General features: G+C 32.8%; 14 protein-coding genes. 13 read left to right on the forward strand and 1 reads right to left on the reverse strand.

The genetic code is table 11. From position 1 onward, the window contains the following. Positions 1-330: 330 nt before the first annotated feature. The 13 genes from EKM00_RS06280 to EKM00_RS06330 all read left to right on the forward strand — a co-directional run bounded on the left by EKM00_RS06280 (position 331) and on the right by EKM00_RS06330 (position 12,779). Positions 331-882, forward strand: a complete 552-nt coding sequence (locus tag EKM00_RS06280; RefSeq protein ID WP_126454925.1) for a helix-turn-helix domain-containing protein — start codon at positions 331-333, stop codon at positions 880-882. A 189-nt stretch (positions 883-1,071) separates the two neighbouring features. Then, the gene (locus EKM00_RS14910) at positions 1,072-1,593 is read left to right on the forward strand and encodes a PAS domain-containing protein (RefSeq protein ID WP_233592246.1); all 522 of its coding nucleotides are present in this window, start codon (positions 1,072-1,074) and stop codon (positions 1,591-1,593) included. Between the two features lie 218 nt (positions 1,594-1,811). Next, the gene (locus EKM00_RS14915) at positions 1,812-2,771 is read left to right on the forward strand and encodes an ATP-binding protein (RefSeq protein ID WP_233592247.1); all 960 of its coding nucleotides are present in this window, start codon (positions 1,812-1,814) and stop codon (positions 2,769-2,771) included. A gap of 47 nt (positions 2,772-2,818) precedes the next feature. Beyond that, positions 2,819-3,238, forward strand: a complete 420-nt coding sequence (locus EKM00_RS14920; protein WP_233592248.1) for an Hpt domain-containing protein — start codon at positions 2,819-2,821, stop codon at positions 3,236-3,238. A gap of 169 nt (positions 3,239-3,407) precedes the next feature. Then, complete coding sequence (locus EKM00_RS06290; protein WP_126454869.1) at positions 3,408-3,842, forward strand: hypothetical protein; 435 nt, start codon at positions 3,408-3,410, stop codon at positions 3,840-3,842. An 885-nt stretch (positions 3,843-4,727) separates the two neighbouring features. Continuing rightward, the gene (locus EKM00_RS06295) at positions 4,728-5,366 is read left to right on the forward strand and encodes a porin family protein (RefSeq protein ID WP_126515609.1); all 639 of its coding nucleotides are present in this window, start codon (positions 4,728-4,730) and stop codon (positions 5,364-5,366) included. Positions 5,367-5,399: 33 nt separating this feature from the next. Beyond that, the gene (locus EKM00_RS06300; RefSeq protein WP_126454865.1) at positions 5,400-5,552 is read left to right on the forward strand and encodes a lmo0937 family membrane protein; all 153 of its coding nucleotides are present in this window, start codon (positions 5,400-5,402) and stop codon (positions 5,550-5,552) included. A 27-nt stretch (positions 5,553-5,579) separates the two neighbouring features. Beyond that, entirely contained in the window at positions 5,580-5,849 is a 270-nt protein-coding gene (locus EKM00_RS06305; protein WP_126454863.1) for a YtxH domain-containing protein, read from the forward strand. 908 nt (positions 5,850-6,757) lie between these two features. Then, entirely contained in the window at positions 6,758-7,324 is a 567-nt protein-coding gene (locus EKM00_RS14790) for a histidine kinase dimerization/phospho-acceptor domain-containing protein (RefSeq protein WP_199734610.1), read from the forward strand. A gap of 363 nt (positions 7,325-7,687) precedes the next feature. After that, positions 7,688-9,379 (forward strand): Ig-like domain-containing protein, encoded by a 1,692-nt coding sequence (locus EKM00_RS06315; protein WP_126515610.1) that lies wholly within the window; start codon positions 7,688-7,690, stop codon positions 9,377-9,379. Positions 9,380-9,382: 3 nt separating this feature from the next. Next, the gene (locus EKM00_RS06320) at positions 9,383-11,416 is read left to right on the forward strand and encodes an OmpA family protein (protein ID WP_126515611.1); all 2,034 of its coding nucleotides are present in this window, start codon (positions 9,383-9,385) and stop codon (positions 11,414-11,416) included. Between the two features lie 429 nt (positions 11,417-11,845). Continuing rightward, a complete protein-coding gene (locus EKM00_RS06325) occupies positions 11,846-12,325 on the forward strand; it encodes a nuclear transport factor 2 family protein (RefSeq protein ID WP_126515612.1) in 480 nt (159 codons plus the stop codon). Then, positions 12,315-12,779, forward strand: coding sequence for a DUF1572 family protein (locus EKM00_RS06330; protein WP_126515613.1), 465 nt, complete (start codon positions 12,315-12,317; stop codon positions 12,777-12,779). The genes EKM00_RS06325 and EKM00_RS06330 overlap by 11 nt, the downstream gene beginning before the upstream one ends. Here the strand turns inward: EKM00_RS06330 and EKM00_RS06335 are convergent. Next, positions 12,714-13,760, reverse strand: a complete 1,047-nt coding sequence (locus tag EKM00_RS06335; protein WP_126515614.1) for an o-succinylbenzoate synthase — start codon at positions 13,758-13,760, stop codon at positions 12,714-12,716. The genes EKM00_RS06330 and EKM00_RS06335 overlap by 66 nt on opposite strands. Positions 13,761-13,924: the final 164 nt, after the last annotated feature.

The following is a 13,924-nucleotide window of genomic DNA, read 5'->3' on the forward strand; positions in this document are numbered from 1 at the left end:
AAAATAGCTTTAAATCAGATTGTTACATAATTTTATCCTGATTTTAAAATACGACATTATACCATGGTTATTACTTATATTTAAAGAAAAACTTTTAATGGTCATTATTTTAAAATTGCCAGAATGTTACTGGTAAAAAATATGTAACGAAATTTACTAATTGCAAAAAATTATTATATTTTTTAATTATTTTTAATTAATATCCTATTTAAAATAGAATAACTTTAATTATATAACTTATAAGTTAAATTATATAAAGTACCTATAGTGCTAAAAGCTAATTTTGTCTAAACTGTAAAAGAAATATTTTTGAAACTATATATAAAATACATGGTAGGAAATCGATGTAAAATCGCAGTGAAAGAAGAGCTAAAAAAACTAGACCTTCACTTTATGGTTGTCGATTTAGGAGAAGTTGAAATTATGGAAAATATTACTTTGGAGCAACGACAACAATTAAAAATTGCACTTTTAGATTATGGACTTGAACTGATGGATGACAAAAAGTCAATGCTTATCGAAAAAATCAAAAATATAATTATCGAAATGGTGCACCATTCAACTGAAAATATTAAGATCAATTTTTCCGATTATTTGAGCCAACTCTTAAATCACGACTATACCTATTTATCTAACTTGTTTTCAGAAGTGCAGGGAACCACAATTGAACAATTTATAATTTCACATAAGACAGAACGGATAAAAGAATTAATTATTTATGGCGAATTAAACATAACTGAGATTGCTTGGAAAATGAATTATAGCAGTGTTGCCCATTTATCAAGTCAGTTCAAAAAAGTAACTGGACTTTCCCCTTCTCACTTTAAAAAATTAAAAGACAAAAGACGAAGCCCAATTGAAGAAATCGGATATTTAAATTAGAACAATCAATACCCTATTTATTTACCTTTATAAATAAAATAGAAATCATAAAAAATCAAGAATTTCACAGAAAAACAAACAACACAAGACATCTATCAAGAAGTTCTCCAGAAAAGCGCTGTATCTGATTTTCCGCTTACAATTCAAAATAAGAAAGGCAGTTTTACGGATGTATTGTTTAATGCCTTTGTGTACAAAGATAATTTAGGAACAATATTAGGTATGCTAATTGTTGGCAGAGATAGTGCAAAACAAAAATGGGCGCTAGATTTAAAAATTGCAAACAATGAACTCGCTTTTCAAAACAAAATTAAAGAAACACGAGCGGATGAATTAGTTATTACCAATAAAGAGCTTTTATTTCAAAGTATAGAAAAAGAAAAACGAGAAATTGTAAATAAAAAACTAGCAGAACTTACGTACAAAGCAAAATTAACGTATCAGTATTCACTCAGTTTAATTGAAGCGAGTCGTGATCCATTGGTTACAATTAATACCAAAGGAAAAATTACTGATATGAATGAAGCCTTAGTAAATATAACAGGAATCACTCGAGAGGAACTTACTGATTTTGATTTTTTTGATTATTTTACGGAACAACAAAACGCAAGAGAAGTATATCAGAAGGTATTTGAAAAAGGCTCTGTTGCAGATTCACCACTTACACTACGGAATAAAGACGGCAAACTAACGCATGTATTATTCAACTGATCCGTATAAAAAGATGATAAAGGAAACATTCTTGGTGTCGTAATTGTTGCAAGAGATGTTACTGCGCAAAAAAGAATTGCGACAGAGTTGATTGAGGCTAGAGTTTTTGCTGAGTTGACAACAGAAATTGCTGAAAAAGCTCAAAAAAATGCTGAAAGTGCCACTATTATAGCAGAGAATGCCGTAATGTAAAAGCAAAACAACAATTTTTATCGAATATGAGTCATGAAATACGTACTCCAATGAATGCCATCATTGGATTTACAAAAGTGGTTTTGAAAACAGAATTGACACCCAAACAAAATGAATACATTAGTGCGATTAAGATGAACGTTGATGCCCTAATTGTGCTGATAAACGACATACTCGATCTAGCAAAAGTAGACTCAGGAAAGATGACATTTGAAAAAATCCCTTTCAAAATGAAATTATCCATATCAGCTATGCTACATTTATTTGAAACAAAAATTCAAGAAAAAAACTTACGATTAATAAAGCAATACGATCGTAAAATACCAAATGTACTTGTGGGAGACGCGGTGCGTTTGCATCAGATTATTTTAAACCTCCTAAGCAATGCCGTAAAGTTCACATCAAAAGGTAACATTACAGTAAACGTGAATTTGATACATAAAGACGAAGACCGAGTCATTATTGCATCTGCAATTACTGATACCGGAATTGGTATCCAAGAAGAAAAAATAAACAAAATATTTGAAAATTTCCAGCAAGCTTCCAGTAGAACTTCACAATTATACGGAGGAACAGGGCTAGGTCTGGCCATTGTCAAACAGCTGATAGAGCCACAAGGCGGAACTATAAGGGTAAGAAGTATCTTAAATGAAGGTTCTACATTTAGTTTTACTTTAAGTTTTCAGAAAACTAATGCCGATGTTGAATTAGAAAATGAGTTGATCGAATTAGATACCGAAATCAAGTATGTTAAAGTCTTAGTAGTTGAAGATATTCCGTTCAATCAATTGCTAATAAATACATTGTTAGACGATTTTGGATTTGAGTACGATATTGCCAAAAATGGAATAGTAGCTATCGAAAAACTAAAAGAGAAAGAGTACGACATTATTCTAATCGATTTACAAATGCCAGAGATGAACGGATTTGAAGCTACAGAGTATATCTGTAAGAAAAAAATTCAAAAGTCCCAATTATTGCTTTAACTGCTGATGTTGCCAAAGTTGATTTAGCGAAATGCAAATCGGTAGGAATGAATGACCACCTTGCAAAACCACTTGACGAAAGACTGCTGTACAGCAAAATTGTTGGAATATTAAAAAAACCAAAACTGGAAAAACGGAATGAAAAACTTAATAACGGTTTAAAGGAAAACAATAGTAAAGAGAAAAAAATAAAATGTATTGATGTGATTTATTTGAATCAAAAAACAAAATCAAATCCAACCTTAATGATGGAAATGATATCCCTGTATTTAGTACAAACACCGCCCTTAATGCATACTATAAAGCAAAGTTTAGAGGACAAAAACTGGAAATTATTAGGCGCTGCTGCTCATAAAATGATCCCTTCATTTGCCATAATGGGTATTAACAATGATTTTGAAAATATGGCAAAAAAATTCAGAACTTTGCAATTACGCAAGATCAATCAGAGGGAATATATGATTTAGTATTACAACTAGAAAAAATTTGTCTGCAAGCCTGTATTGAACAAGAGGAAGAACTTATGTCTTTTTTAATGTGTGATATTACAAGTTTAAATAAAAGTTAAGGAACAACTAATTAAATAAAGAAATAAACTTAAATTTGTATTATATGTACTCCTAAAATAAAACCAAAATGAAAATAAGTGTTGATTTAAAAAAAAAATTTGTGCGTGGTTTAGCAATACTGATGCTGCTTTCGATTTCTTCATGTGGTAAAAACATTGCTTTTCAAAATTCTATTGTGGTCCCCGCAGCAAATGGCGCGGTAAATGTCACCAAAGACAGTAACAAAAATTATTTGATAAAAATAAAAATATCAGATTTAGCCGAAGTAAACAGATTACAGCCTTCAAAAAATGTTTACGTTGTCTGGATGGAAACAGACGGCGATAATGTAAGAAATATTGGTCAAATAAAAAGTGATAGCGGATTCTTGTCCTCAAAACTTAGAGCAACTTTTGAAACTGTTACAGCCTACAAGCCATCAAAAGTATTTATAACTGCTGAAGATGACGGGGATGTTCAATATCCAGGGATGCAGATGATTTTATCTACCAACCAATTTTAAATTTATAAAACCTACCTGATATGAATCCATACCTGGTAGGTTTTATTTTTAAAAAGTTACCTTTTCTATCTTTGGAATAGCAACGGTACAAAAAACCTTAGGACTTGAAATCCACAATAACAATTCTTACTCTGAAACAAACAACCATTTTTTTTTAATGAATTTACTTCATAGTCACTTTTTTATCAAGTACTTATTCTAATTATTAAAGATGAAATTCGCGAATTTGATTGCATGCTTTTTTAAAAAAAATTAAGGTAATCCTAAACTATTTTAGTATGATAACAGAAAAACAACCTAGCGAATCTGTTCTTGAAATTACGATAAAAATACACCACCAGTATCCTGAGCCATCTAGCAGAGATTCCCATCACTATTCCAATTATTTCAAATCCTGAAATAAATATCCAAACATTTAAAAATTACTACAAGTCTTTAGAAGATATCCTTATAGAATACACTATTAATCAACCTAGAACTGCCAATTAATCAATTCCGGTATATAAAATGAATGGAGCAAAATACATGTGGCTCTGAGCCTTAGTCTGTAAACCGTGAATAATATAACTAATCGTAGAAGTTATGCAATCGTTTAGTTATAAAGTGGATATTCCGGGGCAAACTGAACACCCTATTATGGTTTAAACTGTAGATAAAGAGCTGAACTATGTATAGTGACAATTATTTCACAGGTAATTATCAATAAAGCGGAATGAATCAGATCTAAAAGGAAATTGGAAAGAACAAAAAGAAAAATCAAAAAAAAAATTTGGAGATTGAAAAAAGTGTGAATAATATAAACTTATCAAAAAGTATTGTAACATAATTATTTTGAAACAGTTGCATCTTTGCAAAGAACAATTTTTTAATTAAAAAATTAAACAAATGAAAAAATCAAAATCAATACTTTTAGCTTCACTATTGGTAAGCCTTATCGCCCTCACAACTGTTGAAGCACAAGAAAATACAGCCTCTTTTGGTTTCAAAGGGGGATTAAATTTCTCAAATCTTTACACGGATAATGTAGATGACAATAATGTGTTAACAGGTTTTAATGCCGGTTTATATGCTAAGCTTCCAATTACTAATGCTATTGCTATTCAGCCTGAGATCAACTATACCACAAAAGGAGCAGAACTAGTGTACAACAATTCTTTTGCTAACGGAACAGCGAAATTCAATGTCAATTATATTGAAGTACCAGTATTATTGGTAATGAATCTTACCGATAATTTTAATGTTCATGTTGGGCCCTATGCCGCTTACATGGTAAGTGGTAAAACAACAAATGATTCTAACTTATTTAGTTCCGAAAGTGAATTAGACACCAATGATTTCAATAAGATTGACGCAGGTATCGCCGGAGGTATCGGTATCGATTTAGATGTTGCAAACTTTGGAGTACGATATAATTATGGTTTAACCAAAGTAGGAAAAGAAAGAAATTATTCCGGTACTAATTACACTTATCCTGATGCAAAAAATAGCGTATTGAGCGTATATGTGGGACTTAGACTTAACTAGAAATTAAAATATTAATCATAAAAAATTGAAATCATGAGCAATCTATTATACACCATAGCCGTAATTTTAATTGTCTTTTGGGCGGTTGGATTCTTCGCATACAGCGCAGGATCAATTATTCACATCCTTCTGGTTATAGCTGTAATAGCAGTGATATTGAGACTGATAAAAGGCCGAGGAATTTAAATTCATTATTATTAAAAAATAAACATTATGAAAGCAGATAAAATTATATTAGGAGTATTAGGCGGAGTTGCCGTGGGAGCATTATTAGGAGTCTTGTTTGCACCTGAAAAAGGAGACAAAACAAGAAGAAAAATCATGGACAAAAGCAATGATTATGCTGATGAATTAAAAGGCAAATTAGACTCTTTATTAGGGTCAATAACTCAAAAGTATGAGAAAATTTGGAACGAAGGCGAAAATTTAATTGGCAAGGGAGAAGCTAAATTTGTAGAAGCTAAAAAGGAACTTAAAATTTAAAATTTTTAAATTATAGCTTCAAAATGATTCTCAATATCAATTTGTAATAAATTTCAACATGTAAAACAATGCAACTACAGTAGAAATGCTTTTTGCAAAGGCAGCGAATTATACCCGAACAACAATAGGACTGGCAAAGTTACATGCAATAAATAAAACTGCCGATGTTCTCTCTTCTTTACTATCTTGACTAGCTGTTTCTATTGTATTTGTACTGTTTATCTTTCTTATTACCATTGGTATTTGCCTGTGGCTAGATGAATTATTTCGTAGGTACTATTATATTTTTTTGTAATATCATCCGCTTATGTCTTAATTTCTATTGTTTTATATTACAATAAAACGCAATGTCTAAAAATGCCTATTAGTAATTTCATTATTATCAAAATGCTAAAAAAAGACAGATGGATCCAATAAAAAAGACTGATACACTCCAAGAAATGATATGGTTAGTACAAAAAAACAAGATTTAGAGTTCATATGACTTAAGAATTTGTGCTACTACATTTACGAAAGTTTGAAGCCTTTGAATTTAGTAAATAATGTTTTTTCACAAATAACTGCCTTTTCAGCATGAAAAGGAAACTTAATTAACCCTATTATTGGAATAGCGACCGGTTCTCTGACTAAAAAAAGTGATGCTGAGAGCTACAAACAATTCCTTCAAAAAAATAATAGGAACACTGTTACAATTTACAATAACGAGTATAGGTACAAAATATTCAGAGACCACTAAATCATAGTCTCCCAAAAAAATCTCAAATTTTTAACTGATTAGTGCATTTCCAGTTTAAAAATAAGTTTTAAATGCTTTCTAAGCAATACGATTTATTCCTTTTTTACCCAATAAACTATTTAGACGTTATTTGTTTAAATGATAATAATTCTTGAAAATTAATTTGGAAAGCATGAACAAAAAAATAAAAAAAGAAGAGTTATATCTAAATAACCGACAACTTATTTTTCAAAATAGACAAAATGAAAAAAAAGCAGCTGAATTAATTATTGCTAACCATAAACTAGCTTTCCAAAATATCGAAAAAGAAAAAAGAGCCGCTGAATTAATAATTGCCAATCAGGAACTTGCTTTTCAAAACAAAGAAAAAGAAAAAAGAGCCGCTGAATTAATAATTGCCAATCAGGAGCTTGCCTTTCAAAACAAAGAAAAAGAAAAAAGAGCCTCCGAGTTAATTATAGTAAATACAGCGCTTAAAAAAGCAGAAGAATACCATAAAGAATATATAAAAGGTCTTGAAAAAATGATGTTCATGACCTCGCATCGAGTGAGGCAACCTATTGCCAATATAATTGGATTAGCCAATTTACTTGAGGAATCTATAAATTCCCCAAATGAGTTAAAGGAATTTTCAGAGTACATAAAACAATCTGCCATAGCGCTTGATATTTTTACAAACGAATTGACAACATTTATTTTTGCATTAGAAAAAAAAGGTAAAAAGAAAAAAAAGACATAAAAAGATATATTCGTATTATTTACAAATCAAGAATTTTCATTCTTGATTTTTTTTATATCTTTTTTTTAAATTAATTTTTTCACTTTTCGCTTTTTATTTTTTTGAACTTAAAATTGAATACCAATATAAGAGTACAAAAAAGCTTTTAAACAGTAAAGAGATCCTGTAAAAGGCCACTATTCTCTTTTAATATTGCGTTAAGCAAACACAAAATATAACTAATTGATTTTTAATACCTAAAAGTAAATATAACAATTTACAAGAGTAAATCTTGCAAGTAATTTCGCTAATTACATAACATATTCCTACTTTAATAAACCCACCTTTGTCTGCATATAACTTAATCCCCTAAATAAACAAAAAATGAAAATTAAAAATTTATTAGTAACTTTTGCAATACTATTTATTGCATTAATTTCTGGTTGCGCTAAGGATGACTTTCAAGAAATTGATGGTGTTTGTCCAGAAGTTGTCTCGACAAGCCCTGAAAATGGAGCTATTAATGTAGCACTAGACAAATCGATTACCGTTATTTTCAATGAGGAGATGAACGCATCAACTTTTAACCAATCCTCTTTTACTTTACAAGGCTCCACTTTAGTTACAGGAACTGTTTCATTCAGTGGAACAACTGCTACACTTGATCCTACATCCCCATTGTCCGCAAACACAACCTATACCGGTAAAATTAAAACATCCGTTAAAGATGTAATGGGAAATGCATTACAAGTAGACTATGTTTGGACATTTAGTACCGGATCTACAGTTACTCCAATGGTAATAGAAACAGATCCGTTGAACAATGCCACCAATGTATTTCTGAATAAAGTGGTTGCGGCAGAGTTCAATATGCCAATGAATCAAGCGACTGTAAACGCTACCAATTTCACCTTAAAACAAGGCGCTAATTCCGTTGCTGGTACGGTTACTTATAACGGAACGAAAGCTTATTTTGTACCTAGTATAGCTTTAACTGTCAATACCGTCTATACAAGTACGATCACAACTGGAGTCAAAAATATACAAGGAACATCACTTGCAAATAACTTTGTTTGGACATTTACCACAGGCACCACTAGTGGACCTTCAGTAGTCACAACAGATCCTCAAAATAATTCTTCTGGTATTGCTCTGAATAAAACTATTACTGCTGGTTTTAGTGTAGAAATGGATCCTACTACTATTAGTAATTCCACCTTTACTTTAAAAAATGGTACTACAGCGGTAGCAGGAGCTATTTCCTATTCAGGGACTACACTTTCCTTTATTCCTACAAGCCCACTTATAGCGGGGACTACTTATACCGCAACAATTAGTACAGCTGCTAAAAATTTAGCGGGTACTCCTCTGGCAAACGATTACGTTTGGAACTTTAGTACTAGTTCAAACTTGGTTGGAAATACAGTAAATCTTGGATCAGCAGAAAGATTTGGAATTTTATCCGGTGTTGGAGTAAGTAATAATGCAGGTTTCAGTGTAATTAATAATATGGATGTGGGTATCAGTCCTGGTGTTCGTTCTTCAATAACAGGCTTTCCTCCCGCAGTTATAATAAATGGTGCTATTTATGCTTCTGATGATACTGCCCCTGTAGGGATTGCTGCCCTGCTAACACAAGCAAAACTAGACCTGACTAATGCATATCTTTTTGCAGAAGGAGCTTCTTATAGTGCGCCAATAACTGTATCCGGTGATCAGGGCGGAAAAACACTCGTTGCAGGTATATACAAATCAACATCCACACTTTTAGTACAAAATGGAGATTTGACTCTTACCGGTTCTGCAACTGACGTTTGGATCTTCCAAGTCGCATCTGCTTTTACTACTGTTGGTGGTGCAGGTGGAAATATAAAACTTAGTGGTGGTGCACTTGCTAAGAATGTGTATTGGCAAACGGGAAGTTCTGCAACTATTGGAGACTACACAAAATTTGAAGGGAATATATTAGCCTTGCAATCTATAACAATGGGAGCATATTCAACTGCAAATGGCAGAATGCTTGCTCGAAATGGAGCAGTAGTAATGACGCACACAAATATAATCTCTAAACCGTAAAAAATGAAAACTAAAAATAAATTCAAAATGGGATCATGTGCTGCATGGTCCCCTAATAATCTGAATTTCAAAAGTGTTGCGATAGTTGCTTTGACATGGTGGAGCATTCAAACCCAAGTTCAGGCACAAGAAACACTAGTAGTAAAATATGCAAAACCTACTTGGCTTTTTGGAACTGCAGCTGGTGCCAATTTTAATTTTTATCGCGGTTCAACAAATCAGTTGAATGGTAATTTCACACCACCCGCTACTTTCCTTGAGGGAGACGGTATTGGACTTTTCATTGCGCCGCTTGTAGAATACAGGCCTGCCGATTCCAGATGGGGCATCATGTTTCAAGCAGGTTATGACAGCCGTAAAGGTTCTTTTGACCCCGTTACGACCGCATGTGACTGTCCTGCAGATTTATCTATTGATCTTAGTTACATCACCGTGGAACCCAGCGTACGTTTTGCTCCGTTCAAATCTAATTTCTATGTGTATGGAGGCCCGCGTTTAGCTTTCAATTTAGACAAATCATTTACCTATCAATTGGGCACTAATACGGCATTTCCGGATCAAGAGCCTTCTCCTGAAGTAAGAGGTGATTTTAGTGCCATTAACAAAACAATTTTATCTCTTCAAATTGGAGCTGGATATGACATTCCGCTATCTTCAAACAGCAACAAAACACAATTTATTTTGTCGCCTTTTGTTGCTTTCCAACCCTATTTTGGTCAAAATCCACGTGCTACAGAAACATGGAATAATACTACAATCAGAGCTGGCGTCGCACTTAAATTTGGACAAGGAAAAAATATTCAGGAAGCAACAGATCTGGCTAAGGACCGTGAAGTACAGTTCTCCGTAAATTCTCCTAGTAATCTTCCGGGAGAAAGAAGAATGACAGAAATTTTCCCACTTAGAAACTATGTGTTTTTTAATGAAGGATCTACTGAAATTCCAAGTCGTTATGTTGTATTAACGAAAGACCAAGTAAAAGACTTCAAAGAAGACCAACTGGAAGTTTTTGTTCCAAAAAAATTGTCTGATCGTTCTAAACGTCAAATGACTGTGTATTATAATGTATTGAACATTCTAGGTGATCGAATGCAAAAAAATCCTACAGCTACAATTATCTTGGTAGGTTCGTCAGAAAAAGGCTCCCAAGAAGGTTTGGCCATGGCAGCATCAATCAAGACCTATCTAGTAGATATATTCGCTATTGATCCGTCTAGAATAATGACTAAAGGTCAAGATAAACCAACTATACCCTCTGAACAACCAGGCGGAACTCAAGAATTGGTCTTGCTTCGTGAAGGCGATCGCAGAGTTTCTATCGAAAGTAATTCACCGGATTTACTAATGGAATTTCAAAGTGGACCTGATGCGCAATTAAAACCTGTACAAATAATAGCACTACAAGAAGCTCCTATTGAAAGCTATGTTAGCTTCAACAATAAAGGAGCCGGTGAAGCCTTATCTTCATGGTCATTACAAATTACTGATGAGCAAGGTACGGTTCAAAATTTTGGACCATATACTCAAGACGAAGTTAAAATTCCTGGGAAAGCAATTTTAGGAAGCCGTCCAGAGGGTGATTTTTCGGTAAAAATGATTGGTCAAACTAAAAGTGGTAAAATTGTAGAGAAAGAAACGCCAGTTCACATGGTACTTTGGACTCCTGCAAAAATGGAGGAAGGCACCCGATATAGTATTATTTATGAATTTAATAAATCTAAAGCAATTGGTATCTATGAAAATTACCTTATGGAAGTAGTAAGCCCGCAAATACCTGTTGGCGCAACAGTACTAATTCACGGTCATACTGATAGTATTGGCGAAGAAACCTACAATCAAAACTTGTCTTTAGCCCGTGCTAACGATGTGAAAGGGATCCTTGAAAAAGGGTTATCTAAAGCCGGTAGGAATGACGTAAAATTTGAAGTAACCGGAGAGGGCGAGAATGAAAATAATTCTCCTTTTGAAAACAAAACCCCTGAAGAACGTTTTTACAACCGTACCGTCATAATTGATATAATGCCCGCTATTAAATAAGTAAAATGCACGTATTATAAATTGACAAAGAGGATGGAAACGCAAAGTTCTATCCTCTTTTTTTGTGCTGAAATTTATTTCAGATATCATGAATAGAAATTCATTTTCATAATTAAGTCGCAAGAAAGATATATTCTCGCAATTATTAAAGAAAATTTTTGCAACAGATTGGGCTGATTAAAAATATTTTAAAGCTATGAAACGCATTAATCTATGCAAATCTGTGAAATCTATGGAAAGAAATGAAGATCTTTATTACTATTTTAGTCCCAAATTAATACCAATTTTTTTGAATTAATTTATTAGTTCTGAATCTTATAATTTTACAAAGTAAAGGTAAATTAGACGTTGTCCCTTTCCAATTTTGATTTTAAACACTTACTTTTCGTAAAAATTTTAGTATTTTTACTTTTCACTTTATTTAAAAACATGACCGAAAACGAGAAAATCCTTACCAAATTCTATAGTGCTTTTGCAAATGCAGATTCACCAATAATGGGTAACTGTTATGATTCTAGTATTCAATTTCGTGATCCAGTTTTTGGTCTATTAAAGGGAAATGATGTTTGCCTAATGTGGAAAATGCTCCTCGAAAAAAGCAAAGGGAATATTACAATTAAATTCTCTGCAGTCAAAGCTGATGACTATATTGGCTCCGTACAATGTATAGCTACCTACAATTTCAGTAAGACTAATAGAAAAGTAGTAAATCGTATTCAGGCACAATTTCAGTTTAAAGACGGATTAATTATAAAACATACAGATGATTTTGATATTTTTAAATGGTCCAAACAAGCTTTTGGAATCACCGGATACCTACTAGGCTGGACTGGTTTTTTTCATAAAAAAATTCAAGATCAAGCGCTTTTATCATTAAAAAATTATAGAGAAACTCAACATGCTGACTGACATCTTGAAAATACTTTTCATTAGAGATTTAAACATTCTGAAATCCGAAATTGAATCGTATGAAAACAAAAGTGATATTTGGAAAACACAAAAAGGAATCACTAATTCAGCCGGAAATCTATGCTTGCATATTATAGGAAATCTCAACACATATATTGGAGCCCAATATGGAAAGACGGGTTATATAAGAAACAGACCATTAGAATTTTCACTGAAAGATATTTCAAGAACAGAATTATTATCAAAAATCAAAGAAACGATAATTATCCTTGTCAATGCACTTAATACCCTCTCAGAAGAAGTTATCAAATTGATAGCGGAGCGCACACCTAGTTTGAAGACATTATCTGTTTTGTTAGAGAGGACGAATAAAAAAAGAAGAGATAATCTATTTCAAAAAATCAAAATCAAACGCCCAGTCCAACTCCTTTTTATACCACAATTGTCCTTGTGAAACTTCCAGCGGACAGTCAAAATTATTCGTATAAAGCGCTCCGGTTCCTAATCCCTGAGGCATTACATTGTATTGCAAAAAAGTCCATTGCGCAATCGCATTTAGTCCAATATTACTCTCCAAAGCAGAGGTAATCCACCACCCTATTTTATGCTTTTCGGCCAATGAAATCCATTCTTCCGTGCCTCGAAAACCACCTACAAAACTTGGTTTCAAAATGATATACTGCGGCTTGATTTTTTCTAGTAACTGCTCTTTTTCATCCAAAGTAAACACACCAATCAACTCTTCGTCTAAAGCAATAGGAAAAGGAGCTTTTTTACACAGCTCTGCCATCCTGTCAGTATGGTTTTTTTGTATCGGTTGCTCTATACTATGTAATTTAAATTCAGATAGTTGAATTAATTTATTTAAAGCTAAAGTTACATCAAAGGCACCATTCGCATCTACCCGAATTTCGACTTGTTCCGGAGTAAAATGTTCCCGAATAAACCGTAATAACTGTAGTTCTTTATCAAAATCTATTGCTCCAATTTTGAGTTTGATGCATCTAAAACCTTGCGCTAATTTTTCCTCGATTTGCTGCTTCATAAACGCCTCTTCACCCATCCAAACTAAACCGTTTATCAGGATGGATTTTGTACCGTTTGTGAATTCAGATGGAAAGAGGAAAAAAGGATTTTCACTCTCCAAAGATCGGAACGCCATTTCCACTCCAAATTGTATCGAAGGAAACTCTAATAACGCTTCCCAAAGCTGATCTTTTCCTAAGTGAATATTATCGCAAGTCCACTGCAATTTTTCTTCATAATCCGGTCGGTCATCAATACTTAATCCGCGAAGGATTCCGCACTCTCCTATTCCTTTTTCACCGTCTTGTTCCAAGACAATAAACCAAGTTTCTTTTTCGGTCATAACGCCACGAGAAGTTCCAGATGGACGTTTGAAATTAAGAATGTATTTGTGGTAGGTTGCTTTCAAATTAGAATAATTAATAGTTAACGCTTTTCATAAAAACTATAATTTTTACCGCTTCAAATAAGAAATTCCAATCAATAAAATTCCAAAAAGACATAATAGAAAAAATAGGTAAGTTGGCCATTCATCAAAAATATACATTTTAATATTTAAAATTATTCCAACAA

Source organism: Flavobacterium sp. RSP15 (assembly GCF_003968755.1).
Taxonomy (GTDB): Bacteria; Bacteroidota; Bacteroidia; order Flavobacteriales; family Flavobacteriaceae; genus Flavobacterium.

Excerpts from the sequence above, each read along its gene's own strand:
- EKM00_RS06280 (WP_126454925.1), top strand. The coding sequence starts at position 331 with ATGGTAGGAAATCGATGTAAAATCGCAGTGAAAGAAGAGCTAAAAAAA.
- EKM00_RS06290 (WP_126454869.1), top strand. The coding sequence starts at position 3,408 with ATGAAAATAAGTGTTGATTTAAAAAAAAAATTTGTGCGTGGTTTAGCA.
- EKM00_RS06315 (WP_126515610.1), top strand. The coding sequence starts at position 7,688 with ATGAAAATTAAAAATTTATTAGTAACTTTTGCAATACTATTTATTGCA.
- EKM00_RS14915 (WP_233592247.1), top strand. The coding sequence starts at position 1,812 with ATGAGTCATGAAATACGTACTCCAATGAATGCCATCATTGGATTTACA.
- EKM00_RS06305 (WP_126454863.1), top strand. The coding sequence starts at position 5,580 with ATGAAAGCAGATAAAATTATATTAGGAGTATTAGGCGGAGTTGCCGTG.
- EKM00_RS14790 (WP_199734610.1), top strand. The coding sequence starts at position 6,758 with ATGAACAAAAAAATAAAAAAAGAAGAGTTATATCTAAATAACCGACAA.
- EKM00_RS14920 (WP_233592248.1), top strand. The coding sequence starts at position 2,819 with ATGAATGACCACCTTGCAAAACCACTTGACGAAAGACTGCTGTACAGC.
- EKM00_RS06300 (WP_126454865.1), top strand. The coding sequence starts at position 5,400 with ATGAGCAATCTATTATACACCATAGCCGTAATTTTAATTGTCTTTTGG.
- EKM00_RS06325 (WP_126515612.1), top strand. The coding sequence starts at position 11,846 with ATGACCGAAAACGAGAAAATCCTTACCAAATTCTATAGTGCTTTTGCA.
- EKM00_RS06295 (WP_126515609.1), top strand. The coding sequence starts at position 4,728 with ATGAAAAAATCAAAATCAATACTTTTAGCTTCACTATTGGTAAGCCTT.
- EKM00_RS06320 (WP_126515611.1), top strand. The coding sequence starts at position 9,383 with ATGAAAACTAAAAATAAATTCAAAATGGGATCATGTGCTGCATGGTCC.
- EKM00_RS06330 (WP_126515613.1), top strand. The coding sequence starts at position 12,315 with ATGCTGACTGACATCTTGAAAATACTTTTCATTAGAGATTTAAACATT.